General features: G+C 63.0%; 20 protein-coding genes, 1 pseudogene and 1 riboswitch. Of the genes and pseudogenes, 7 read left to right on the forward strand and 14 right to left on the reverse strand.

Annotation, left to right across the window (positions count from 1 at the left end):
- Positions 1-53 precede the first annotated feature (53 nt).
- Both LDZ26_RS23785 and LDZ26_RS23790 read right to left on the reverse strand, forming a co-directional pair.
- Positions 54-1,148, reverse strand: coding sequence for a sugar ABC transporter substrate-binding protein (locus LDZ26_RS23785; protein WP_244851753.1), 1,095 nt, complete (start codon positions 1,146-1,148; stop codon positions 54-56).
- Positions 1,149-1,660: 512 nt separating this feature from the next.
- Positions 1,661-2,458: a spherulation-specific family 4 protein gene (locus LDZ26_RS23790; RefSeq protein ID WP_370650778.1), complete on the reverse strand. Its 798-nt coding sequence runs from the start codon at positions 2,456-2,458 to the stop codon at positions 1,661-1,663.
- Between the two features lie 53 nt (positions 2,459-2,511).
- A riboswitch (cyclic di-GMP riboswitch) is annotated at positions 2,512-2,599 on the reverse strand.
- 269 nt (positions 2,600-2,868) lie between these two features.
- Here LDZ26_RS23790 and LDZ26_RS25715 point away from each other — a divergent pair.
- The 3 genes and pseudogenes from LDZ26_RS25715 to LDZ26_RS23800 all read left to right on the forward strand — a co-directional run.
- A pseudogene (locus LDZ26_RS25715) lies at positions 2,869-2,964 on the forward strand (hypothetical protein); the annotation flags it as partial.
- Positions 2,965-3,168: 204 nt separating this feature from the next.
- Positions 3,169-5,646 (forward strand): PAS domain-containing protein, encoded by a 2,478-nt coding sequence (locus LDZ26_RS23795; RefSeq protein WP_244851755.1) that lies wholly within the window; start codon positions 3,169-3,171, stop codon positions 5,644-5,646.
- A gap of 228 nt (positions 5,647-5,874) precedes the next feature.
- Positions 5,875-6,525, forward strand: coding sequence for a hypothetical protein (locus LDZ26_RS23800; RefSeq protein ID WP_244851756.1), 651 nt, complete (start codon positions 5,875-5,877; stop codon positions 6,523-6,525).
- 35 nt (positions 6,526-6,560) lie between these two features.
- Here the strand turns inward: LDZ26_RS23800 and LDZ26_RS23805 are convergent, their stop codons facing one another.
- The 3 genes from LDZ26_RS23805 to LDZ26_RS23815 all read right to left on the reverse strand — a co-directional run bounded on the left by LDZ26_RS23805 (position 6,561) and on the right by LDZ26_RS23815 (position 9,682).
- Positions 6,561-7,001, reverse strand: a complete 441-nt coding sequence (locus tag LDZ26_RS23805) for a hypothetical protein (protein ID WP_244851758.1) — start codon at positions 6,999-7,001, stop codon at positions 6,561-6,563.
- 12 nt (positions 7,002-7,013) lie between these two features.
- A complete protein-coding gene (locus LDZ26_RS23810) occupies positions 7,014-8,234 on the reverse strand; it encodes an MFS transporter (protein WP_244851759.1) in 1,221 nt (406 codons plus the stop codon).
- 371 nt (positions 8,235-8,605) lie between these two features.
- Positions 8,606-9,682: an MBL fold metallo-hydrolase gene (locus LDZ26_RS23815; protein WP_244851760.1), complete on the reverse strand. Its 1,077-nt coding sequence runs from the start codon at positions 9,680-9,682 to the stop codon at positions 8,606-8,608.
- A gap of 454 nt (positions 9,683-10,136) precedes the next feature.
- On the opposite strand from LDZ26_RS23815, the gene LDZ26_RS23820 reads away from it, so the two are divergent.
- The gene (locus LDZ26_RS23820) at positions 10,137-10,490 is read left to right on the forward strand and encodes a hypothetical protein (RefSeq protein WP_244851761.1); all 354 of its coding nucleotides are present in this window, start codon (positions 10,137-10,139) and stop codon (positions 10,488-10,490) included.
- Between the two features lie 6 nt (positions 10,491-10,496).
- On the opposite strand, the gene LDZ26_RS23825 is transcribed toward LDZ26_RS23820, so the two are convergent.
- Positions 10,497-11,516: a GlxA family transcriptional regulator gene (locus tag LDZ26_RS23825; RefSeq protein WP_244851762.1), complete on the reverse strand. Its 1,020-nt coding sequence runs from the start codon at positions 11,514-11,516 to the stop codon at positions 10,497-10,499.
- Positions 11,517-11,635: 119 nt separating this feature from the next.
- Here LDZ26_RS23825 and LDZ26_RS23830 point away from each other — a divergent pair, with 119 nt between their 5' ends.
- Positions 11,636-12,277: an HD domain-containing protein gene (locus LDZ26_RS23830; protein ID WP_244851764.1), complete on the forward strand. Its 642-nt coding sequence runs from the start codon at positions 11,636-11,638 to the stop codon at positions 12,275-12,277.
- 18 nt (positions 12,278-12,295) lie between these two features.
- On the opposite strand, the gene LDZ26_RS23835 is transcribed toward LDZ26_RS23830, so the two are convergent.
- Positions 12,296-13,063: an SDR family oxidoreductase gene (locus LDZ26_RS23835; protein ID WP_244851765.1), complete on the reverse strand. Its 768-nt coding sequence runs from the start codon at positions 13,061-13,063 to the stop codon at positions 12,296-12,298.
- Between the two features lie 313 nt (positions 13,064-13,376).
- Here LDZ26_RS23835 and LDZ26_RS23840 point away from each other — a divergent pair, with 313 nt between their 5' ends.
- Positions 13,377-15,152 carry a hybrid sensor histidine kinase/response regulator gene (locus LDZ26_RS23840; RefSeq protein WP_244851767.1) on the forward strand — a complete coding sequence of 592 codons (1,776 nt, stop codon included), beginning with the start codon at positions 13,377-13,379 and terminating at the stop codon, positions 15,150-15,152.
- Positions 15,153-15,191: 39 nt separating this feature from the next.
- Here the strand turns inward: LDZ26_RS23840 and LDZ26_RS23845 are convergent, their stop codons facing one another.
- From LDZ26_RS23845 to LDZ26_RS23860, 4 genes are read right to left on the reverse strand one after another with little or no spacing between them, the layout of a single operon-like run.
- The gene (locus tag LDZ26_RS23845; RefSeq protein ID WP_244851768.1) at positions 15,192-15,644 is read right to left on the reverse strand and encodes a thioesterase family protein; all 453 of its coding nucleotides are present in this window, start codon (positions 15,642-15,644) and stop codon (positions 15,192-15,194) included.
- Positions 15,645-15,647: 3 nt separating this feature from the next.
- Positions 15,648-16,595, reverse strand: coding sequence for an L-carnitine dehydrogenase (locus LDZ26_RS23850; RefSeq protein WP_244851770.1), 948 nt, complete (start codon positions 16,593-16,595; stop codon positions 15,648-15,650).
- Positions 16,596-16,612: 17 nt separating this feature from the next.
- Entirely contained in the window at positions 16,613-17,542 is a 930-nt protein-coding gene (locus LDZ26_RS23855) for a 3-keto-5-aminohexanoate cleavage protein (RefSeq protein WP_244851771.1), read from the reverse strand.
- 58 nt (positions 17,543-17,600) lie between these two features.
- Positions 17,601-18,539, reverse strand: a complete 939-nt coding sequence (locus LDZ26_RS23860) for a choline ABC transporter substrate-binding protein (protein WP_244851140.1) — start codon at positions 18,537-18,539, stop codon at positions 17,601-17,603.
- A gap of 180 nt (positions 18,540-18,719) precedes the next feature.
- On the opposite strand from LDZ26_RS23860, the gene LDZ26_RS23865 reads away from it, so the two are divergent.
- Complete coding sequence (locus tag LDZ26_RS23865) at positions 18,720-19,754, forward strand: GlxA family transcriptional regulator (protein WP_244851141.1); 1,035 nt, start codon at positions 18,720-18,722, stop codon at positions 19,752-19,754.
- Here LDZ26_RS23865 and LDZ26_RS23870 read toward each other — a convergent pair.
- The 3 genes from LDZ26_RS23870 to betC form a co-directional block, all read right to left on the reverse strand.
- Positions 19,693-20,868: a porin gene (locus tag LDZ26_RS23870; RefSeq protein ID WP_244851142.1), complete on the reverse strand. Its 1,176-nt coding sequence runs from the start codon at positions 20,866-20,868 to the stop codon at positions 19,693-19,695. The two genes, LDZ26_RS23865 and LDZ26_RS23870, sit on opposite strands and share 62 nt — an antisense overlap.
- 130 nt (positions 20,869-20,998) lie before the next feature.
- Positions 20,999-21,946: a choline ABC transporter substrate-binding protein gene (choX, locus tag LDZ26_RS23875; RefSeq protein ID WP_244851143.1), complete on the reverse strand. Its 948-nt coding sequence runs from the start codon at positions 21,944-21,946 to the stop codon at positions 20,999-21,001.
- A 41-nt stretch (positions 21,947-21,987) separates the two neighbouring features.
- Positions 21,988-23,523 carry a choline-sulfatase gene (gene betC / locus LDZ26_RS23880; RefSeq protein WP_244851144.1) on the reverse strand — a complete coding sequence of 512 codons (1,536 nt, stop codon included), beginning with the start codon at positions 23,521-23,523 and terminating at the stop codon, positions 21,988-21,990.
- Positions 23,524-23,611: the final 88 nt, after the last annotated feature.

Consider the following 23,611-nt stretch of genomic DNA (forward strand, 5'->3'; position numbering starts at 1 on the left):
CCGAATTCGGCGCGCTGAATGCGCGCCGTTCAACTCCTCTGGACTGGCGCGGATCAGGAATAGCGGATGCCCCACTCGTTATAGGCGATGTTGCCCCACTGCCGCTTGTCCTTGACCGAGCTTGCATCGACGACGAACGGCTGGATCACGAGACTCGGTCCCGTCTCGGACTTCGTCACGACCGCCTTTTCCCAGAAGTACTGACTGTTCTGGTAGTCGCCGTGCGGCACCGGCTGGCCCTTGAGCGAATACTTGTCCAGCATTTCGACGGTGATCTGCGCATAGGCGATCGGGTCCTGCGAGACGACGGCGTCCATGTAGCCATCGCCGATCCATTGCAGCGCGGCCGGTTCGCCGTCGATATTCACGAAGATCACGTGCCCCTGTTCGCCCACCTTCTTCCACTTGCCCTTTTGCTGCAAGGCCGTGACGATGCCGCGCGCCGGCGAATCGCTGGGCGCGTGCACGGCGTCGAGATCGGGATACTCGGACAGCGTGGAAAGCGTGACCGACAACATGTTCTTGAGCAGGCCTTCCGTCGGACGGCTGATGACTTTCACCTCCGGATACTTCTTCATCGCTTCTTCGAAGCCTTCCTTGCGCAGACGCCACGCGACCGACTGCAACGCGCCATAGCAGTTCAGCACCGTGCCCTTCGCGGAACCGTTCTTCTTCTTGAGCGCCGCCACGATGGTCTCGGCGGCCATGACGCCGCCCGCCTTGTTGTCGAAGTCGACGGTGATCGCGACATCGCCGCCGAGCGCCGGGGTGTCGATGATGCCGACCGGGATCTTCTTGAAGTTGTACTTCTTGATGACGCTGACGATGGCCTGACTGTCGATCGGGTCCGCGATGATCGCGGACGGGTTCTTGAGCATCAGGCTGTTCCACTGCTCCAGTTGCGACGTGTTGCTGAAGTTCGCGTTCACGGCCTGAAACTGCCAGCCCTTCGCTTCGACCGCGCGCTTCACCGCTTCCTGCTGCGTGACGAAGAAGTAGTAGTCGAGACTCTTGTTGCTGAACGGCACGAACACTTTCTGCTGTGCGAAGCCGAGCTTCGATACCGACGACAGCGCAACGCCGCCGGCCGTGGCGGCAAGACCCGCCAGGAACTTTCTACGCGATGCGACTTCCTGTGCTTCTTCCATAGTTGTTGTCTCCTCAACACCGATATGGGCAGCGGCGCGTGCCACGGATAGCTCTCGACTGGATGCTAGTGATGTTCCCTTGCTGCGTAGTATTACAATCAAAATATACTGAGAATGGCGAGGCGCGGGCAAGCTAGGGTTTACTAGTTGATGCAGCGCAGCGGCTTGTTTTGCGGGGGTTTAGCGGGCGAATCGCAGGAGAGAAGAGCTTTGGTGATTCTTGCGGGATCGCGTAGTCTTACTATCTTAAGGCGTGTGCCGATCTGAGCGAGGCGCTTCGCGAGCATGACGGGGTGTCAATGAGAGAGCCGCCACGACTGCATGTTCGGGTCGAAGGCGAAGAAGGCGTGTTGAATCGCGGAAGAGAGAGAGGCTGGTTCGCACGGTGACGTTGGTGCGAACAAGCGAAATTGAAGTGGGGATCGACGGCGATAGCTCGATCTATGTCGACGGCGCGTCGGGCGTCACGCATCCGACTGCCGCGTCCCTATTGCAGAAACGCCGCGCCTCTTTCACTGCGCCGCGGCATTGGTCACTTCATCGTTCCAGCAAGCGGGAAGGCCCTTATAAGGATTCGGCAGCGTCAGCGACGTCACATACACGCCGCCTGCGCCATGCGTTCTCGCATACGCCAACACGCCCGGCATTTGCGCCGCGCTTGCGTTATAGACGATGTGCACGAACCGGCTCTTCGGATAAGCCGCTTGCCAGCTCGCAGGTTGGAATTTCGCGTAATTCTTTGCGTTGCCCTCGAAGACGACGAACTGGTCGGCCGTCGGCAAGCTCGCGTAGACCTCGGGGATAGTGGTGCCCGGATTGCCCATGACCGAATACGTCGCCTTCAGTCCCTTGATGTAGTTATAGACAGACTGATAAAACTGCACATGCGAGGTCTGACAGTCCGCAGTCATCTCGTCGATGAAAAATCCATCGACGTTATAGAGACTCACGTACATATTGATGTCGGCCACGACCGCGGACAACGGGCGTCCCGCGTAAGACGTCGAGACATAGCCTATGACCTTCCCGCCCGCCGCGTGCAGCTTGGCGATAGCGGCGGCGTAATTGGCATCGGCGCTCGTGCCGGGTCCGCTATTGGGATTCAAAATAGCGGTGGTCGATACCCTGCTCGCAGACGCCGCGAGACTGTTCCAGTCCGCCGCGCTCTTGGTCGGGTAGAAATACGACGGCACGACGAGGCTGAGAGACGTGCTCGCCCCGTCCGTAGTGCCTGCCGCAGACGCCGCGCTGCTCAACATGGCCGCAGCGAGTGCAGCCCCCAACTTCAAGAACGCCCGATTGAATTGCATTTCGCCTCCTGACACGGGCATTGCTGCCGCCGTCGATTGGCCCGCCGTTCGTGGCGGGCAACTGGCAAACTCACTCGTGGTCACGCGTGAGTCCCTTTAGCTTTGCGTCGCCGGATCGCTCCGGGTTTGCCTCGTCGTATTTATCGGCGCGCGCGGCAGATTCTTTACCCCGTTCGCGCGTCTTTTTATCGGGGGATGCGCTCCGGCGCTGAAGGCATTTTCTGCTGGCGTCGAGCGGCTGCGTGTTGAATCGCTTTCTGCAGCGTCGTCTGAAGCGTCATCGCAATGTGTCGCTTTCGTCTAAAATAAGCCTTCTGGCTGCATCGTGAGTGCGATGCGAGAACCCGCTGACGATCGTTCGAATCAGTCGTATCCGGACCATCGTCGCATTCTTGAGTTCTAGTTAACGCATGCACGCTAATGAAGACGCATTGACGGTTGCACTGCTGGACGCGAACCCCGCGTCGTGTGCAGTTCTCGGGGCAGACCTCTGCGTCGTCCATGCCAATACGCGGTTCAAGGAGCAGTTCGGATGGGGCCCCTCCGGTCTTCACGCCGAGCCGTTGCTATCCGTCGTTCGCGCCAGGCTGCCTTTAGCCTCTCGCGATGTTTCTTGTGCCCGGCTCACGTCCGCGGCAACGCAGGCCCTCGACGAGCGTCGCATTGCAAGCACGACCGAACAGTTAGCGGACGAGTCCGGCGCCGGCGGCATGCGGGCGTGGCGGTTCGAGTTCCGCCCGTTCGCGAGCGGCGATGCCTCGCCTTCCTCGTCTTCCTCGCCTGCCCTGCTCGTCATCGTGCAGCCGGAGGCGGGACTCACGCTCTCGGAGCCCGGCCCCCGGCCGGTTGACATCACGCATTCAGCGCACGAGGACGGAACAGCGGACGAGTATCCGCTGCTCGCCGAAGTAATGCCGATCATCGTCTGGACCGCGCGGCCCGACGGCTCGCTCGATTACCTGTCGAGCGTCGCATTCCAGCACACCGACGCGGACCAGCACTTGCTCGGGCGCGCCTGGGAAGCCCTGCTGCATCCGAACGACCGGGACAACACGCTGGCGCGATGGGCCGCAGCCGTCGCAAGCGGCACGGACTACCAGATCGACCATCGCTTCCGGCAGAAGGACGGCACCTATCGCTGGATGCGCTCGCTTGCGAGTCCCATGCGCCACAGCGACGGCGCAATCGTCCGCTGGGTCGGCGCGACCATCGACGTCGGGAACCCCGGCAATGTCGAGCTGGATCGCATGCGCCTCGAGTCGCGCTATCGCGCGCTGGTGACCGTGGCGAGCGCGGTCGCGTATGTCTGCGATGCAAGGGGCCGGTTCAACACGCCGCAGCCCTCCTGGGAGCGCTACACGGGACAGCCGTGGGAAGAGCACCGCGGTTATGGCTGGGCTGAGATGATCCATCCGGACGACCGTGCGACGGCTCAGGCGGCCCTCGACCAGTCGCTTCAATCCGACATGCCGTATCGCGCGGATGTACGCGTGTGGCACGCCGCATCGTCGACTTACCGGCGCTGCCAGGTTCGCGCGGCCGGCACTCACGACGACCAGGGCGAGATATTCGAATGGGTCGGCATGATCACCGACGTCGAGGAAACGCTGCGCACCGCGCAAAGCCTGCGCGACGAACGGCACCGTCTGCATCTGGCGATCGAAGCCGCCGATATCGGCACGTTCCATTGCCCGCTGCCGCTCGGCCGCATCGTGTGGAATATCAAGTGCAAGGAGCACTTCTGGCTGCCGCCGAACGCGGGCGTGAGCATGGATCTCTTCTACGAGAGGATTCACCCCGACGACCGCGCCAAGACGCGCGTGGCCGTCGAGCAGTCCGTTACGCACGGCGTTCCGTACGACGTCGAATTCCGCGCCGTTTCCGCATCCGGCGAGCTCCGCTGGATTCGCGCCAAGGGCGGCACGCACGTGGACGAGCAAGGCGAGCCGCTGCGGTTCGACGGCATTACCATCGACGTCTCGCGCCACAAGACGCTGGAGTTCGAGCGCGACCGGCTGCTTACGAACGAGCGCCTTTTGCGCCTCGAAGCGCAACACACGAACCAGCTGAAGGACACGTTCCTCGCGACCGTGTCGCACGAACTGCGCACGCCGCTCAACGCCATGCAATCGTGGCTCTTTCTGCTCAAGCAGGAGAAGGCGAATCCCGGCCTGATGGCACGCGGCATCGAAGCGATCGCGCGCAACGTGCAGTTGCAGTCGCGGCTCGTCGACGATTTGCTGGACTTAAGCCGCATCGCGGCGGGCAAGATGCTCATCAAAGCCGAGCCGTTCGATCTCGTGCCGCTGCTCAAGTCCGAGATCGGCGACATCGAACTGGCAGCCGGCGCGAAGCGCGTCACGGTGACGGCCGATCTGCCCGATGCGCTCATCATCGAAGGCGATCAGATGCGGCTGCGTCAGGTCTTCTCGAACCTTCTCAGCAACGCGCTCAAGTACAACGGACAGAACGGGCGCATCTGCGTGCTTGCGACGAGCCGAAGCAACCGCATTGAAGTGCAGATCGCGGACAACGGCGCGGGCATTCCGGCTTCGTTCATCGACCGGGTGTTCGAGCCGTTCGCGCAAGCGTCGCAGGCGACGACGCGCACCTTCGGCGGACTCGGCATCGGGCTCGCGATTGCGCGCAGCATCGTCACGTTGCACGGCGGCTCGATCACGGCGCATAGCGACGGCGAAGGACGCGGCAGCACGTTCACGGTTCAGCTTCCGCTGGCGTCAGCACAGTGGTCGCTGCAAGGCGCATCCGGCGCGGCGGACGTTGCGTCGTCTTCCGACGAGGCGCTCGCGGGCCTCTCGATCCTGCTGGTCGAAGACGAAGCCGACGCGCGCGAGGCGATGCGCGCCGTGCTCGAATCGGCGGGCGCGAGCGTGCGCGATGCGGAGTCGGCTGCCGAAGCGCGCCGTTGCATAGCGGCGCAGGCGTTCGATGTCGTGCTGTCCGACATCGGCATGCCTCGCGAAGACGGCTATGTTTTGATGCGGTCGTTGCGCGAGGCAGGCTGGACGTTCCCGGCCATCGCCGTGACGGCGTTCGGCAGGCCCGAAGACAAGGCCCGGGCAATGCAGGCGGGGTTCGACCTGCATCTGGCGAAGCCCGTCGATCCGGAGACGCTTTTCAACGCGATCGGACAAATGACGGCGACGCATCGCCGGGCGCGCATTTGACTGCGTGCAGGAGACGCGGCGCCTCGTAGGCTGGCGCTGTGTCGGGCAATCGAACGCCCTTGCGGGCCAGCTTCGGCGGAAACGAATCGCCGGATACACCCGAGGCAAACGCCGACCACGCGAACTCAAGATTGTTCGAGCGGCTCCGTAAACACAACTATCAGAAGACATCGGCGCGTCGCCCATTCAGCGCGACGCGTTCTCCCCAACAAGGAAGCCCTCGCAATCATGAAGTTGTTGCTCGCTGTCGCGGCAGGCGCCGTCGCGCTCTCCGCCCCGCTCGTTCACGCACGCGAAATCTATGGCCAGATCGGCACCGAAGGCGCAGGCATTGGTTTTTCACAGCCGCTCGGCAGCCGCGACAACGTGCGCGCCGAATTCAACGGCGTGCAGTTCTCGCGCAGCTTCAATTCGGGCGATCTGCACTACGACGGCACCGCGCATATCTATCACGGCGGGCTTTACCTCGACTTCTTCCCCGCGCCGGACACCGTGAGCTTCCGGTTCACGGCGGGCGCGCTGATCGGCAACGATAACGTCGATGCTACGGCCACCAGCCCGAGCGGCACCTACACGATCAACGGCACGCCGTATTCGACGCTCGGCGAAAGCATTCACGCCAGAGCGCGCTTTCCGACCGTGCGGCCGTATGTCGGCATCGGCTTCGGTCATACGCCGGTGGCGCAGAAGGGCTTCTCCGCTTTCTTCGATGCAGGCGTCGCCTACGGCCGTCCGCACGTGGACCTCGACGTGCCGGCCGATATCGTTGCCGAAGCCGGCGAGGCGAATATCGAAGCCGAGAAGCGCGAATTGCAGGACAAGGCGGACAAGCTGCGGTTTTATCCGATCGTCAAGGTCGGCGTGACGTATCGATTCTGATAAGTTCGGCCGCCGCGAGACGTCGCGCGTCCGATCTAGCCCTGCGTGCCGGGGCCTGGCGGCGTCGGCGTGGCTGCGTCGATGGTGCGGCCACCGGCCTGCTGAAGCGCGGCCTCGACGTCATGTGCGCGAGCTTCATCGACGCGCGCAGTCAAAATGTAGCGCGACACCTCGCCCTGATGTCTGAAGCGTCTGTCGTACTCTTCTTCCGTACCGAGCGATGTGACGCTGTCGCCCGCCAGAAAATTGCCGCGCACGGGGCCCGCTTCGTCCGCTTGAAACGCAATATCTACCGCGTCCGCGTCGACGCCGGCCTTTGCAAGCGCTTCTCGCGCCTGCTCGGTTTCCTCAAGAGACCGAAATACCCTTGCAATCGTCGTTTCCATGCTTCCCCCTGTCGGCTTCAGGGTGACGCAATCGTCGTGCCGCAGAGGGTGTTCATCGCTCGCGAAGGCCCCAGCCGCAACCTCAGCCAAGCCAATCGAACGTCAGTCCAGCTCCGCCGCCGTCGCCATACCCGAGCGCCCCAGCGCCGTCACGCGATGCAACGTCAAAAGACCGAGCACGGCCAGCACCGCGCCGAGCATGAAGTCGGTTTCCACGCCCGCATGGTCGACGATCGCGCCGCCCACGGCCGATCCCGTCGCAATCGCCACCTGAATGATGCTGACGAACATCGCGGAGCCGGCTTCCGGATAATCCGCCGTTCCGCTTTGAATCCACACGCTGAAGCACAGCGGCAGCGCGCCGAACGCAACGCCCCAGATCAGCATCGCGGCCGTCTCGCCGATGTGCGAATGCCCGAGAAGCAGCATCGACATGATCGCGGCGAGAAGCAGCACGATCATGGCCCCGACGGATTTGACCAGGTGTTTCGCCACGATCATCGACATGAGCGCGTTAGAGAAGAAGCCGATGATGCCGAAGCCCAGCAATAGCAAGGTAATGGCGTTCAGCGAGAAGTCCTGCTCCAGCAACGGCGCGATATACGTGTAGGTCGAAAAATGCGCGCCGAAAGCGAACGCGACCATCGCCAGACTGAGCCGCGCGTGCGGCCGCGCGAGCAGCGCACGGAAGTCTTGCAGACGCAGCGCGGATGCGGACGGCAGCCGCGGCACGAGCAGCGCCTGAGCGATCAGCGCGACCGCGACGAGGCCCGCCGTCGCTGCGAACGAAAGGCGCCACGACGCGAACGATGCGATGAAGATGCCGAGCGGCACGCCGATGACCGTGGCGAACGTCACGCCCGTCAAGATGATCGCAGTGGCTTTCGCCGCGTCGTTGCCTTGCACGAGCCGCGGGGCCGCAGCCGTCGCGAGCGTCCAGAATCCGCCGAGCGCCGCGCCGAGCAGCGCGCGACCCGCGAGCATCGTGACGAGTCCGGGCGCCATCGCGCAGACGACGTTGGAGACGAAGAGCACCGCGGTCAGCAGCAGAAAGACGAATCGACGGTCCATGCGGCCCGCGCCGACGAGCAGCGTCGGGGCGAAGATGGCGGCCATCACGCCGGGCGTCGTCACCATCAGGCCCGCGACGCCCGGACTCACGCCCAGGTCGCGCGCGATTTGCGGCAGCAGGCCGACCGGCAGAAATTCCGCCGTCACGAATGCAAATGCGCTGACTGCGACCGCAAGCACGGCAAGCCATTGACGCAGCGTCGTTGCGAGGCCGTCCGATGTTACGGAGTTCGTAGTGGTGTCTAGGTGCATGAGGATCGAGACGAATCGAGACGAATAGGAAGCAACGCTTCGGCGTAGCGTTCGACATCGAACGGCCGGCGCGACGAATGCCACACTGTAGGGGTATACGCGAGCGCGAAAAAGGCCGGAGCCTCGAATTGACAATCCGGGGCAGGCGAACAATCACGCTTGGGAAATCAGGCGGGGGATAGACGTGCGGCTCGTCGGATCGCGCATCCGGCGATTTGACCGAACAGGCAGGTTTGGTCCGTCACGTTTTTACTGACGTCTCGCATGGTGAACGAAGCCATGTCTTTTGCGTCGGATGTCGCCTCTTGTGAGCGATCGAGCCGCAGCAAGACAACGTTCGTCGAAGGCCGGGATTCGGACAGGCGCGCCCTTCAAGTACCGCCCATGTAGAACTCGTCGCGGTTATTGCCGCTCGTGCGAATGCATATCGGCGACCGATACAGCGGCTCCGCGTACTTCGTCCCCGGCAGTTCGTCGCGTATCTTCGTGAAGAGCGGCGCGAGGCCGTTGTCGAGCCACAAGCCCCAGATCGCATCGTGATGATCGGGCAGAAAGAGCTTGGGCTTGAACAACTGAAGATGCTGGAATGTGAAGCTCAACTGCGTTTCGGCGATCGGATGCGGCGTCCACGGAAAGATGCCGACATCCACCCCCGGCGCCACGCTCGTCGCAAGCTGCAACTCTTCGGGGCTGGGATTGCTCACGCTGTCGAACCACACGATCTTGAAGCCGTTCGGCAACGTGAACGTGAAGCCTATCGTGCCTTGCGTGACGATGTTCGGATCGCTCGATCCGCGCGCCGAAACCGCATCGTGTTGCTGTTGCTCGGCGGCGGTGAGCGGTGGCGCATCGAGTGCGTAGAGCGCGGCGAGTTGCGTCGTCAATCCGGCTTCGATCGTGCTGTGAATGATATGCGTCGGCGTGATGCTGATATCGCCATACGTGAACTTCTCGGTGTTATTGCCCGTCACCGTGGTGGTCTGCGCGGCGGGGACGCCGAGCACCTGCGCTTCCTTCGTCGTGATCGCGGAGCCGATGACCTGTGCCTTCGTCTGCGCCGCGACCGCAGCGACATCGCTGATGTGATCCGAATGGGCGTGACCGATCAAGATCACGTTCGCCTTCTGCACCTGCGACACGGTGAACCCGAGCGAAGCCGTGCGCGCGGGCCGCTCGTAATACGTGTCCATGATGACGACCACGCCGTGATACGCGAGCTCGTAGTTCGCCGTGCCGAGCCAGCGCAGCACTGCGGTGTCGCCCTGCGGAAGCGGCCCGCCTTGCGATGCGGGAACGAGACTTTGACACGCGGGATCGGATGCGAGCGGCGCGTCCGCCGCGTTGGCCGGCGTGATGCCGGAGTCGTGGTCGTGACCGCACGCGGACAGCAACGAGGCCGTTGCAATCAGCGCCGCGATCGAGGTTCGCACATGGCCAGCCCTTCTCATGACATGTCTCCTTGGTGGACTACCGACAGAAAACCTGAATCCTCGGGTCATGCGAAAGCTGGCTTCGAAGCGATACTAGTCCCCGGAAAACGCGCGCGTCTATATGCCCTGCAGCATTTACTTCACAGCGAATGCGCGCTATGTTCAATACGGTCACGACAGTCTTACGCCAGTGCCCCGAGCGGGCCGGCGCGACGTTGTCTTCCATTGAGCGGAGGAATAGCGTTACTTATGTTGCTTATGCCCAGGTGTTCATCTCCGTCGAGGAAGACTTGTCGAAACGCGCAAGAGACGACGCGGCCGAATCGCGCATGCGTCGCCGTCAATGCGCTCTATGAGCAATTGAAGGAAACGGCGGTGCTCTATGTAATCCGCCGCAGCGGCCGCAGCAACGAACTGCGTCATACAGGCCGACATACGCTGTCTAATCAGGTGGACATCTCAGGAGACAACCATGGCTGGCGTAGGAAGCGAAAAGGTATTCGAGAACGACAAGGTCATCGTATGGAACTTCGTGCTTCAACCGGGCGAGGAGACGCCGGTTCATACGCATGAGCACTCCTACATGTGGTACGCAATAGAAGGCGCGCCGCTCCATATCTACGACAAGGACGGCGCGGACTTAGGCATCTTCGAAGTACCGACGGGCGCCGTGTATTCGCTCCAATGCGAGGGCGGCTATCTCGAAGTGCTCTCGGAACTCGGCAAGGGCGCGCGCGTGCCGGCCACGCACAAGGCGCGCAATGACGGCACGCGGCCGTATCGAGAAGTGCTCGTCGAATATAAGGACGCCACGCCGGCTAGCTAAAGCGTCTCAGGGTCTCGGCTGCCTGACCGAACGAGCCGAGATCTGGTCCGCTGTCTCGTCAGCGCGTGCAAGGGTCATGAACCGCTTCCGGTATTCCGAAGGCGTCACGCCAACATGCTTGACGAAGGTGCGCCGCAACACGTCCGCATTCGCGAAGCCGCATTTCGCCGCGAGCTGTTTCGGCGCATCGCCGCGCGTCTCGATGAGATTGCGCGCGGCCGCCACGCGCGCCGATTCCACCCACACCGCCGGGGTCACGCCCACTTCTGCCTGAAAGAGCCGGGCGAAATGGCGCGGGCTCAAACGGGCATGCGCTGCCATGCTGGCCACGCTATGGTCGAGCTCGGGCCGCGCCGCGACGAGCCGCTGCACGTCCTGCAAGACCGAGCGGCCCGCTGGCTGCGCCCGGCCCTTGCGGCTGAACTGCAACTGTCCGCCGGGGCGCTTGAAGAACATGACGAGCTGACTGGCGACGCGCATCGCGATCTCCCGTCCGAGATCTTCCTCGACGAGCGCGAGCGCCAGATCGAGGCCCGCCGTCACGCCTGCGGCCGTGCGCAGCTTGCCATCGCGCACATAGAGCGCGTCCGGCTCGGCGGTCACTGTCGGATAGCGGCGCGACAACTCGTCGATGCAAGACCAGTGAGTCGTGATGCGCTTCCTGTCCAGCAAGCCCGCTTCGGCAAGAATGAACGCGCCGGTGCATACGGAGCCGAAGCGTTTCGATCGCTTCGCAACGGTCCTCAGCCACTCGCGCAACGTGTTCGAGATCGTCATGGTCGATGCGTGAGGCGCGCCCGCGACGAGCAGCGTATGCACCGCAACAAAGTGGTCGCCGACCACCTCGTCGGGCAGCAGCCGCGCGCCCGACGAGCTTCTCAACTGCCCGGCCCGCATGCCGACGATCTTCAGGTCGTACTCGTCGCGCCCCGTCTCGACATTGGCTTGCGCGAACACGTCGAGCGGTCCGCATACGTCGAGCATCTGCACGCCGGGCACCGCAAGGATGGCGATTGTCTTGGCCATGACAGCATGATTCTCCAGGTCCGAATGTCGCGCGAAATGGCAGGATTCGGCGTTTCACGCGCGATAGAGCCAACGATACCACGGCTGACAATAGTGCTCATCCACCTCAGGAGAACATCATGAGCACTAGCGCGAATACGGTTGCCATTCCGGATAGCCGGCTTGCCCGGGCGATCACGGAGTTCGTCCGCGATACCGAGACGGAGTTGCTTTTCAATCATTCGAGCCGCGTGTATTGCTTCGGCGCGCTTGCCGGCGAGCGGCGCGGCGTGAAGTTCGATGCGGAACTGCTCTACGCCGGCGCCATGTTTCACGACATGGGCCTCATGCCTTCGCACAGCAGTCAGACGGAGCGTTTCGAAGTGGACGGCGCGAACGCCGCCCGCGACTTTCTGAGGCAGCATGGCATCGCCCCCGCCGATATCGACCTCGTGTGGACTGCCATCGCGCTGCATACGACGCCGGGCGTGCCGCAGCATATGCATCCGGTGATCGCGCTCGTGACCGCGGGAGTCGAGATGGACGTGCTCGGCCTCGCTTACCCGGAGTACAGCGACGCGGAAAGAACCGCTGTCGTGAATGCGTATCCGCGCACCGAGCACTTCAAGGAGGACATCATTCAGGCGTTCTACGACGGCATCAAACACAAACCTCACACGACGTTCGGGAACGTCAAGGCCGACGTCATCGCGGACAAGGAACCGCGCTTCCGGGCGGGCAACTTCTGCTCCGTTATCCGCAATTCGGCGTGGCGCGGCTAGGCGTCCGGGCTGCGAGCGTCAGAGCACTGCGAGCCAGCCGCCGTCGACATAGATGATCTGTCCGTTCACGTAGCTCGATGCGGACGACCCGAGATAGACCGCCGTGCCGACGAGTTCTTCGGGCCTGCCCCAGCGTCCTGACGGGTTGCTGCTCTTGACCCACCGGTCGAAGTCGGGGTTGTCGAGAAGCGCCTGATTCATATCGGTCAGGATATAGCCGGGGCCAATCGCGTTCGCCTGGATATCGAACGGCGCCCACTCGGCGCTCATGGCGCGCGTGAGCATCTTGATGCCGCCCTTGGCAGCCGTATAGGGCGCCACCGTCGCGCGCGCCCCTTCGCTCGTCAACGAGCCGATATTGATGATCTTGCCGCCGCGCTTGCGCTCGATCATGCGCCGCGCCGCTTCTTTCGCGACGATGAACGCGCTCGTCAGATTGGTGTCGATCACGCGTTGCCAGTCGGCGAGCGCGAGCTCGATCATCGGCTTGCGAAACTGAATGCCCGCGTTGTTCACGACGATATCCACTTCGATCCCTTGCGCGTCCCACGCCGCGAATGCGGCCGCAACGGACGCTTCGTCGGTAACGTCGAAGGCTTGTCCGCGTGCATCGAAGCCTTGCGCGAGCAGCCGGTTCACGGCGGCATCGACGGTCTCGGCTTTCGTTCCGTTGACGATGACGCGCGCGCCAGCCGCCGCGAAGCCCTCCGCGAGCGCATAGCCAATGCCGCGCGCCGACCCCGTGACGAGCGCCGTGCGGCCGTTCAGATCGAACAACTTGTTCATGCTGTTTCCTTGTGTGATGCGCCCGTTGAGCGCGAGCGCCTTCCTCTATGGCAATGCACAAGCCTTCGTGCATCGGCAGCGTGCCGGACGCTCGTCCAAGTGGTCGAGCACGTGCCGGTGCAACGTCGGCAACGAATAAGAGCCGTTCCAGATCATACGCAAATGGTGGCGAAGCCAGCAGAGCGCCTTACTAGGGATCAATCAGCGTTGACCGAATATCGCCGGGCGCGCAGACGTGGCACGTGCGCTGCTAGCAGACGTCGATTGGCGCATTGCGCCGCGCATCCACGTGGGCTTCGGAGGACGCTGACACATGAACATCGACCGCGACTTGCCAGCCGACGCGTACCGGATCGTCTTCCGGCTGCTGCCGAGTCCTTGCCTGCTGCTCTCGGTCGACGAGGGCTACACGATCCTCGATGCCAACGAGGCGTACCTGCGCGAGACCGTCAGCGATCGCGAGCATCTGGTCGGCCGCGCGGTATTCGACGCATTCCCCGACAATCCCGACGACCAGAAGACGCAGGCGACGAAGATTCTCGGCGAGTCCCTGCAGCGTGTCATTCGGCTGCGCCGGACCGACGCGATGGCGTTGCAGCGTTACGACGTGCCGGACCGGTCGAGCGATACCGGCGCGTTCATCGTGCGCTACTGGAGTCCCATCAACATACCGCTTCTGAATCCGGATGGCTCCGTGGGATCCATCATTCATCGTGTCGAGAACGTCACGGACTTCGTGATGGACGTTCACAGCCGCACGGCGGCGCCGCAAATCGCGGCAAGCAATGGCGGAAGCAATGGCGGAAGCAATCGCGGAAGCAAGCACGTCGAAAGCGAATCGGAGCTGATCCGCCGAAGCCGGCAGCTATCGAATTCGAATCAGGAACTGCGCAGGCTGAGCGAGGAGGCGTTCGCGCTCGCTGCCCGGCTGAAGGACGAGAGCATCAGGAAGGACGAGTTTCTCGCGATGCTCGGTCATGAACTGCGCAATCCGCTGGCGGGACTGGCATCGGCGTTCCAGCTGATCGACATGACCGATTCGGCGGAAGGCGTGCCGCAGGAAATCGGCTCGCTGATCAATCGCCAGATCGGCACGCTCACGCGGCTGGTGGACGATCTGCTGGATGCGTCGCGTGTCTCGCGTGGCACCATCCAGCTGCACCGCGAGCCCATCGATCTGCGCATGGTCATCGAAACGGCCGCCTATTCGGTGCGAAAAGAGTTCGAGGCAAAGGGACATTCTCTCGTCATCGACCTCGCGCCGGGCGATTACGCGATGAACGGCGACGCGACGCGCTTGCAGCAAGTGGTCGCGAACCTGCTTTCGAACGCCGTGAAGTTCACGGACCGCGGCGGAAACATTCGCATGCGTCTGTCGGCGAGTCACGCGAACGAAGAACGCCGCGCCGTGCTGATCGTCGAGGACAACGGTCGCGGCATTCCCGCGCGCCATCTCGAGTCCATCTTCGAGCTGTTCGCGCAGGTCAACACCACGCTCGACCGCGCCGAAGGCGGCCTCGGCATCGGACTAAATCTCGCGCGCCGGCTCGTGGAATTGCACGACGGCACGCTCGTCGCGCAGTCCGAGGGCGAAGGCAGAGGCAGCCGGTTCATCGTCGATCTTCCGCTGCTGATGGAAGCGCAGCGGCTCGTTCCGGCGCCCGAGCAGCTGGTCTTTCACGGCGATCAGGACGTCTCCATTCTGCTCGTGGAAGACAACGAGGACGTGCGGGCGGCGACCGCCGCAATGCTGGAGTCGCTCGGATACACGGTCGCGACTGCGTCCGACGGTACGCGCGGCGTGGATGCGATGGTGGCCCAGACGCCGATGGTGGCCATCGTCGATATCGGCTTGCCCGGCATCGACGGATTCGAGGTGGCGCGGCGCGTGAAGGACCTGCTCGGAAGCAAGCGTCCGCATCTGATCGCGCTCAGCGGCTACAGCGGCCCCGAAGTGACCGAGCGCGCCATCGAAAGCGGCTTCGACGATGTTTTCGTCAAGCCGATCGATCTCGGATTGCTGCAGCGATCCATTCACAGTGTCATGGCGAAGCGCCATGCGAGCGAGCTACAGGAGCCGAGCGCGTGACGCGCGTGCCTTGATGCGAAGCATCACTAACGACCGCCATCAAGGCAAGCCGATGACCCTGCCCGCATAGACCGCGTCCGTCGCGGCGATCGTCGCCTGTGCCGCAATGTTCGCCGCGATGTCTTCATCGAACGAAGCGGCCTTCGGCGCGCCGCTCGTGTCGATATGCATCAGCATCTGTTCGCAGGCGGACGCAGGCTCGACGCTCTCGCCCTCGAACATCTGCAGATACAGATGTATGCGCTTCCTGTCGTGCGCGATGACGCGCGCATCGACGCGCACGGCCGCGCCTTCCTTCAGTTCGCGCAAGTAGCTGACATGCGCCTCCAGCGTGTAGAGCGTGCGATGCCGCGCGCGCCGCTCGGTGTCGCCAAGGCCGATGTCGTCCATGAAAGCATCCGCTGCGAGACTGTAGATCAGCATGTAGAAGGCATCGCGCAGATGCCCGTTGTAATCGACCCACTCGGGCCTCACCGTGTCGCGATAAATCATCTGTCAGTCCTCGATGCCGTGACGCGCCTTCGCCTCTGCAATCGCCGCGATCACGCTCGTGATGCAGTCGTCGCGATACCGCTCCAGATCCTTGACGCTGCGTCCCTTCGTCTGCTTCGCGGTGCCGTCCACTACACGGTCGATGAGTTCATCGGTCAACTCGGGCGCGACGAGCTTCGTCCACGGCAGCTCCAGCGCCGGCCCGAACTGCTGCATGAAATGCCGCATGCCCGCTTCGCCGCCCGCGAGCGTGTAGGTCAGAAACGTTCCCATGAACGACCAGCGAATACCCGCGCCATAGCGGATCGCGTCGTCGATCTCGCCTGTCGTCGCCACGCCTTCATTCACGAGATGCAGCGCCTCGCGCCATAACGCTTCGAGCAGTCTGTCGGCGATGAAACCAGGCACCTCGGCGCGCACGCGTAACGGCCGCATGCCGATGGAAGCATAGAACGTCATGGCGGCGTCGATCGATTCTTCCGATGTGCTGCCGCCGCCCAGCACTTCGACGAGCGGCAGCAGATACACCGGGTTGAACGGATGGCCGACGACGCATCGCTCGGGACGAACCGCACTCGCATAGAAGTCGCTCGGCAACAGTCCCGATGTCGACGACGCGATAATCGCCTCGGGTTTCGCCGCGCGGCTCACGCGTTCATGCAGCGCGAGCTTCAGGTCTTCGCGCTCCGGCGCGCTCTCCTGTATGAAGTCCGCATTGGCGACGCACTCTTCCACGCTCGACACCACGCGCAGCCGTTGCTGCGAGGCGCCCGCCGCCAGCCCGACACGCTCCAGCGCGGGCCATGCGTTCGAGACGTTCGCGCGCACCACCGCTTCTGCGTTCGGTGCCGGGTCCCACACGGTGACATCGAGACCATGCGCGAGGGCGCGCGAAACCCATCCACTACCAATGACACCCACGCCCAGCGCGGCAAATTGCTTGACTTGCATGTGCTCGCTCCTCTTGCTCACGCGAATTGTTCGGCTGCACGCTTTTCCAGCGGACGCTCGCCGCGCGCCGGCAGGCCGAGTTTTCTGCGCCCTTCGGCCGGCGTGAGCGCGCGGCCTCCCAAGCGTTCGATGATCTCGACGGCTCGCTGCACCAGCGTGCCGTTGCTCGCCGGCACGCCGCGATCCAGCCACAGATTGTCTTCCAGGCCGACGCGGACATGGCCGCCGAGCAGCATCGCCTGCGCGACCATCGGCATCTGCATCCGGCCGATGCCGAAGCCAGCCCAATGCGCGCCGGGCGGCAAGTTGTCGACCATCGCCTTCATCGTGCCCGTGTCGGGCGGCGCGCCCCACGGAATGCCCATGCACAGTTGAAAGAGCGGCGGCGCATCGAGCAGACCCTCTTTGAGCAGTTGATTGGCGAACCACAAGTGCCCGGTATCGAATATTTCGAGTTCGGGCTTCACGCCCAACTCCTGTATCCGCTTCGCGCCCGCTCGCAACTGGGCGGGCGTGGAGACGTAGATGTAGTCGCCATCGCCGAAGTTCAGCGTGCCGCAATCGAGCGTGCAGATCTCGGGCAGCAACTCCTCGACATGCGCAAGACGCGTGAGGCCGCCGACGAGATCCGTGCCTTTGCCGAAGCGCATCGGCTCTTCGCCCGGACCGATCTCGAGATCACCGCCCATGCCCGCCGTCAGGTTGATGATGACATCCACGTCCGAAGAACGGATGCGGTCCACTACCTCGCGGTAGAGCGCGGGATCGCGGCTGCCTCGTCCGGTATCGGGATCGCGCACATGGCAATGGGCGACGGTCGCGCCGGCGCGCGCGGCTTCGATGGCTGCCTCGGCAATCTGCTTGGGCGTCACCGGAATCGCGGGATGCCTGTTGGTCGTGTCGCCCGCACCGGTGACCGCGCAAGTAACGATGACTTCGTAGTTCATGTTTATCTGGATACCTAAGTACTTCGAAAGACCGGTGAACGCGTCACCGGGGCGAAAATCAGAGACCGAGATACTGTTTGACAGCGGGCAGACCGTCTTTTCCATCGACGGTCTTCACGCCCGCAAGCCACGAATCGAGCAATTGCGGGTTCTGCTTGAGATACGCCTTGGCTGCATCGGCGGGGCGTTCCTTGTTCATCACCGGCTGCATGAGGCGGTTTTCGAGGTCGGTCGTGAAGCGCAGATTCTTCACGAGTTGGCTCGCGTTCGGGCAGCGCGTGAGGAAATCCGGGTTGGTCAGCGTATAGACGCGCGCCTCGCCATAGTTCGGGCCGAAAACATCGTCGCCGCCGGAGAGATAGTTGATCTTCATCTGAATGTTCATGGGATGCGGCTCCCACGCGAGGAACACCACCGGCTTCTTCTCGCGCATTGCGCGCTCCACGGTCACGAGCATTCCTGCTTCGCTCGATTGAACCAGCTTGAAGCCGCCAAGACCGAACTGGTTCGTGTCGATCATCTTCTGAATCTTGGCGTTCGCGCTGCTGCCGGGTTCGATGCCGTAGATCGTGCCATCCAGCTCGTCCTTGTGCTTCGCGATATCGGCGAAGCTCTTGATGCCCGCGTCGTACGCATAGCTCGGCACAGCGAGCGTCGCCTTCGCGCCCGAGAGATTGGGCGGCTCGATCTTGTCGATGCTCTTGGCATCCAGAAACGGCTGCACCGCCTTTTCCTGCACCGGCCACCAGTAGCCGAGCGACACGTCGATCTGTTTGTTCTTGAGGCCCGCGAGCGAGATGGGCACCGATGCGACCGTGGTGCGCGGCGTATAGCCGAGCCCTTCGAACAGCACGGACGCGAGCGCCGTCGTCGAAGTGATGTCGGTCCAGCCGATGTCGACGAAGCGCACGGTGCGGCAGGTCGCATCGTCGTTCGCGTAGGCGACGTGCGCGGCGCATGCGGATGCTACGAGAAGCGAGAGCAGGCGAAGTTTCATGGTGGCGTGACCGTCGAAAGAACGTGTGTAGAAAGTACCGCTGCATTAAACCACCGGAACGCCTCATTGCGACCACGAATTGACCGCGAGCGACGTGCGGGTTTACAGGGAGACGCCCGATTGCGCGCGCTTTTTGCACTTGATAGCGTGACGGATCGCTGACTGGTGGCCCTTCATTCGATGCCCGTCCCTCAAGACTTCCACTTCCTGCTGCTGCCGCAGTTCTCGTCGATCGGCTTCATGTCGGCCATCGAGCCGCTGCGCGTCGCGAACCGCTTCAGGGGCGAGCTGTACCGCTGGCACATTGTTTCGGTCGACGGCGGGCCGGTCGTCGCGAGCAACGGCATTTCGCTCAATGCGGAGCGTTCCATCGACGAAGCCGCCGATGCGCGCACGCTCATCGTCGTTTCGGGATTCGAGCCATTGGCCGCGTACACCCGCGGCATCGGCGAGTGGCTGCGCAAGCTGGATCGCGCTGGCGCGACGCTCGGCGGCATCGATACGGGGAGTTTCATTCTTGCCGAGGCGGGGCTGCTCGCGGGCAAGCGCGCGACTTTGCATTGGGAGGCGCTGGCGGCATTCGCGGAGCAGTATCCGTCCATCGAAACGAGCCAGGAGATCTTCGAGATCGACGCGCGACGCATCACCTGCGCGGGCGGCACCGCATCCATCGACCTGATGCTCGACCTCATCGCCCGCGATCACGGCGCGGAACTCGCCGCGCAAGTCTCCGAGCAGTTCGTGCTCGGGCGCATCCGGCAGCGCAGCGATCATCAGCGCATGAAGATCGCCGCGCGTTACGGCATTCACAACCGCAAGCTGATTCAGGTGATCGGCGTGATGGAGCAGCACATGGAAGAGCCGCTTTCGCCCGATGCGCTGGCCGATTCCATCGGCGTCACGCGGCGACAGCTGGAACGTCTATTCTGCTCGGCGCTAAAGGACACGCCGACGCATTTCTATCTCGGCCTGCGTCTCGCGCGCGCCCGCGAACTGCTTCAGCAAACCGACATGTCGATACTCGCGGTCTGCGTTGCCTGCGGCTTCGAATCGCCTTCGCATTTTTCGCGGACGTACCGGGCGCGCTTCAATGCGAGCCCGCGAGAGGACCGCAGGGCCGTGCGCGCCGCGATCACCGCCGGGCCGCCTGACGTCAGAACGAGTGCCGCATGCCGACGCGCACATCGGCCTGCGTGTTCGACGTCGACGGCGTGAAGCTGTAGCCGATGACCGCATCGACCGGGCCGGACGAACGCAGATAATCGCCGGAGATGTAGACGTCGGTGCGCTTCGACAAGAGATAGTGCAGCCCAAGCGATCCCTGATTCCAATGATTGCCCTCGAAGCGCGTGTGCTGGTAGCCGCCGTAGAGCGCGATATCCGGCCTGAAGTTATACGAAGCGCCCGCCTCGTAGACTCGCATGTACGACGTCACGCCTAAGCCCTTGATGCTCGTCCACGTGAAATTGCCGGACACCATGAGATTGCCGATGGTCCACGCGGCGCCCATCGCGAGCGCGCCTTGCTTGTCGGTCGGAAACGCGTTCGTGCTGTAGAGGTCCGTGCGCGCGCCCGTCACGGGATCGATGCTGACGACAGGCTGCCCGAGGAACGTATGCGCGCCGATCATCGCATACGGATCGAACGCATAGATGCCATTGGGGTTATTCAATTGCGTATAGGCGACGCCGAGGTTAAACGTATTCGCAGCATAGTGCCCGCCCACGCTCCATGCGCTATTGCGATGGAAATTGCCCGCGACGTTGCCGAACGAATACATGCCGCCGAACGTGAAGCCGCCATAGTTGTTGGACAGGAACTTGACCGAGTTCGGCAGCCGGTCGCCGTTCATGCGGTCGAAGTCGCCCTGGTGGATCGCATAGCCGCTCGCCCACGCGGAGATGTTGTACAGATAGACGAACTCTTCGGTCATATCGAGCTGATTACCGAACGACACCTGGCCCCACTCCTTGCTTGCGAGACCCACGTACGCCTGACGGCCGAACTCCGCGCCGCCGAATGCGTAGCTTCCGTTGCCGAGATGGAAGCCCGATTCCAGCACGAAGACCGCTTGCAGTCCTCCGCCCAGATCCTCCGTTCCGCGAAAGCCGATACGGTTGCCGTAGGAAATGCCGTCGTCGAACTTGACGACATGCGAACCGCCGGTGTTGTTCACATAGGTAATGCCTGCGTCGAGAATGCCGTAGAGCGTCACGCTGCTTTGTGCTTGTGCTTGAAGAGGCGCGATGGACGCGCTTGCTGCGAGGACGAAACCGGTGATGCACGACGCGCGTCGTGCGTGGCGTTGTACGGCATTCGGTGTGTTCATCAGCGTGTCCTTTTTATTGTGGATCGACACGTAAAGTAAATTGCCATATACGTGGCGGCTCGACTAATTGCGACGCAAATGTGTTCAGTTGCGACGCGATCGCGCTGCACGCGTCGGCGCAGTGAGTCTGTTACTTCACGCCCAGCGCGCTCTGAACCGCTTCCAGTCCATTGCCGCCGTTAGCCGTGGTCACGCCTTCGAGCCATGTCTTGAGGAGCGCGGGATTGCGCTTGAGCGCATCGGTTGCAGCCGAATCGATCTTCCGCTTCTTGTCCAGCACATCGGAGATGACGCCGTTCTCCAGATCGACGTTGAACGCCATCTGCCGGAACAGACGCCCGACGTTCGGGCATTGCTGTTCGTAGCCGCTGCGCGAGACCGTGTTCACCGTCGCGCCGCCGAAGTTGCGACCGAGATACTTGTCGCCGCCGTCGAGATAGACGAGCTTGAACTTCGTGTTCATCAGATGCGGCTCCCACGCGAGGAACACGATGAACTTCTTGTCGCGTATGGCGCGCTCGACCTGCGTCAGCATGCCGGTCTCGCTCGACTCCACGACCTTCCACTCCCCGAGACCGAAGGCTTTGTCGTCGACCATCTTCTTGAGGTTCTGGTTGGCCGGCGCGCCCGGCTCGATGCCGAAGATGCGCTTGTCGAACTTGTCCGCGTTCTTCTCCAGGTCCGCGAATGAATGCACGCCCGCCGCCGCCACATAGTCCGGCACCGCGAGCGTGAACTTCGCGTTGGTCAGGTTCGGCCGCACGACGTCGATGGATTTCTCGTCGACGAATGGCTTCACGAGCGGCGCCTGCGCCGGCATCCAGTTGCCGAGAAACACGTCGATCTGCCCTTTCTTCAAGCCCTGATACGTGATCGGCACCGAGAGGTTCGCGACGTCCTGCCGGTAGCCGAGCGCCTTCAGCACGATGCCGCTCATCGCGTTGGTCGCGTCGATGTCGGTCCAGCCGGGATCGGCCATGCGCACCTGCGTGCAGGACGGCGGATCGGCGGCGAAGGCGGCCGACGCCGCGCAGCCGAGCGCGCTATATAAAACTGCCTGAAATAGGACTGTTTTCATCTGCGTTCCTGTCGGTGAGTGCGGTTGATGGTCAAGCGGCTTCAATGCTCGACGGCGGGAAAGCGCGCCATCGCTTCGAGATCGTCGAGGTCGAGATGATTGCGCATGTAACGCTGGCTCGCATCGACGCGAGGCTGCCAGTCCCACGACTGGATCGCCCCGCGCGTGGTCGACGCAAAGTGGAAGTGACGGCGGCGCTGGCTCGCCAGCACGTCGCGATGCAACGCGTCGAGGTCCCAGCGGCGCGCCACTTCCTCGCGAAACGCAGCCACGAGCGCGCGGTGCCGTTCGTCCTCCGCGAGATTGCGGCGCTCGAACGGATCGGCTTGGAAGTCATAAAGCTGGTCGGGGTCCACCTTCGTATGAATGAACTTGTACGGCCCGCGCCGGATCATGACGATCGGCGCGATCGCGCCTTCGGCAAGATACTCGCCGATCGCTTCATCATGGCCGCCCGTTCCCTTCAGATGCGGCATGAGGCTGTGTCCGTCGATGGCATCGGGCCAGTCGCGCGGCGACGCATTGCCCGCGAGATCGACGAGCGTAGGCAGCACATCCAGATGCGAGACCGACTCGGCCACGCGATGCGCCTCGAAGCGCCCCGGCCGATGCACGATGAGCGGCACGCGGCAGCCGCCTTCGAAGAACGTCATCTTGTACCAGAGGTTGCGCTCCCCGAGCATCTCGCCGTGGTCGGACGTGACGATGATCGTGGTGTCGTCCGCGAGTCCTGCCTGCTCCAGCGCTTCGAGAATGGCGCCGAACTGGTCATCGACATACGACACCGCGCCGTAATACGCGCGCCGCGCGTTGCGGATTTGCTGGTCGGTCGGCGGTGTGCGATCGGCTTCGTAGACGTGACGCAGACGCCGCGAGTGCGGATCGCTCGCTCCGAGCGAGTCGCGATGAAGCGGCATGTCCACATCTTCATCGCGATACATGTCCCAGTATTTGCGCGGTATCGCGTACGGATCGTGCGGATGCGTCAGCGACGCCACCATCAGGAAAGGCCGCGCGTCCTTGCCCGCTTGCCGCTCGCGGGCCATGTCGAAGAGCTTCTGGCGCACGGTGAACGTCACTTCGTCGTCGAAGTCGAGTTGATTGGTGCGCACGCACGGACCCGCATCGATGACGGAGCTCATGTTGTGATACCACGATGGACGCGTGTCGAAGTCGCGCCAGTCGGGCGTCCAGCCGAAATCGGCGGGATAGATATCGGTGGTGAGACGTTCCTCGAAGCCATGCAGTTGATCCGCGCCGCAGAAGTGCATCTTGCCCGACAGGATCGTGCGATAACCCTCGGCGCGCAAATAATGCGCGAAGGTCAGCGTCTCGGACGGAAACTCGGCGGCGTTGTCATAAGCGCCGATCTTCGAGGGCAGCTTTCCCGCCAGCAAGGAGAAACGCGACGGCGCGCACAGCGGACTCGCGCAGTACGCCGATTCGAACACCACGCCGCGACGCGCGAGCGCGTCGATGTGCGGCGTCTTCGTCACGCGATTGCCGTACGCGGCGAGCGCGAACGGCGTCAGTTGATCGGCCATCAAAACAAGGATATTTTGTTTCGCTTCAAGCATGGAGCACGCCTCGAATAGAATCGGATGCCGGAATCCGCGCGCCCGGTTGTTCGCGCAACGCCACTATTGCCGTCCGATTTTCGTCTGT

Source organism: Caballeronia sp. SL2Y3 (assembly GCF_022879575.1).
Taxonomy (GTDB): Bacteria; Pseudomonadota; Gammaproteobacteria; order Burkholderiales; family Burkholderiaceae; genus Caballeronia.

Bases quoted from the DNA above. Each gene is read 5' to 3' on its own strand.
- LDZ26_RS23785 (WP_244851753.1), bottom strand. From the start codon at position 1,148: ATGGAAGAAGCACAGGAAGTCGCATCGCGTAGAAAGTTCCTGGCGGGT.
- LDZ26_RS23790 (WP_370650778.1), bottom strand. From the start codon at position 2,458: ATGCAATTCAATCGGGCGTTCTTGAAGTTGGGGGCTGCACTCGCTGCG.
- LDZ26_RS23795 (WP_244851755.1), top strand. From the start codon at position 3,169: ATGCGGGCGTGGCGGTTCGAGTTCCGCCCGTTCGCGAGCGGCGATGCC.
- LDZ26_RS23800 (WP_244851756.1), top strand. From the start codon at position 5,875: ATGAAGTTGTTGCTCGCTGTCGCGGCAGGCGCCGTCGCGCTCTCCGCC.
- LDZ26_RS23810 (WP_244851759.1), bottom strand. From the start codon at position 8,234: ATGCACCTAGACACCACTACGAACTCCGTAACATCGGACGGCCTCGCA.
- LDZ26_RS23815 (WP_244851760.1), bottom strand. From the start codon at position 9,682: ATGAGAAGGGCTGGCCATGTGCGAACCTCGATCGCGGCGCTGATTGCA.
- LDZ26_RS23820 (WP_244851761.1), top strand. From the start codon at position 10,137: ATGGCTGGCGTAGGAAGCGAAAAGGTATTCGAGAACGACAAGGTCATC.
- LDZ26_RS23825 (WP_244851762.1), bottom strand. From the start codon at position 11,516: ATGGCCAAGACAATCGCCATCCTTGCGGTGCCCGGCGTGCAGATGCTC.
- LDZ26_RS23830 (WP_244851764.1), top strand. From the start codon at position 11,636: ATGAGCACTAGCGCGAATACGGTTGCCATTCCGGATAGCCGGCTTGCC.
- LDZ26_RS23835 (WP_244851765.1), bottom strand. From the start codon at position 13,063: ATGAACAAGTTGTTCGATCTGAACGGCCGCACGGCGCTCGTCACGGGG.
- LDZ26_RS23840 (WP_244851767.1), top strand. From the start codon at position 13,377: ATGAACATCGACCGCGACTTGCCAGCCGACGCGTACCGGATCGTCTTC.
- LDZ26_RS23845 (WP_244851768.1), bottom strand. From the start codon at position 15,644: ATGATTTATCGCGACACGGTGAGGCCCGAGTGGGTCGATTACAACGGG.
- LDZ26_RS23850 (WP_244851770.1), bottom strand. From the start codon at position 16,595: ATGCAAGTCAAGCAATTTGCCGCGCTGGGCGTGGGTGTCATTGGTAGT.
- LDZ26_RS23855 (WP_244851771.1), bottom strand. From the start codon at position 17,542: ATGAACTACGAAGTCATCGTTACTTGCGCGGTCACCGGTGCGGGCGAC.
- LDZ26_RS23860 (WP_244851140.1), bottom strand. From the start codon at position 18,539: ATGAAACTTCGCCTGCTCTCGCTTCTCGTAGCATCCGCATGCGCCGCG.
- LDZ26_RS23865 (WP_244851141.1), top strand. From the start codon at position 18,720: ATGCCCGTCCCTCAAGACTTCCACTTCCTGCTGCTGCCGCAGTTCTCG.
- LDZ26_RS23870 (WP_244851142.1), bottom strand. From the start codon at position 20,868: ATGAACACACCGAATGCCGTACAACGCCACGCACGACGCGCGTCGTGC.
- choX (WP_244851143.1), bottom strand. From the start codon at position 21,946: ATGAAAACAGTCCTATTTCAGGCAGTTTTATATAGCGCGCTCGGCTGC.
- betC (WP_244851144.1), bottom strand. From the start codon at position 23,523: ATGCTTGAAGCGAAACAAAATATCCTTGTTTTGATGGCCGATCAACTG.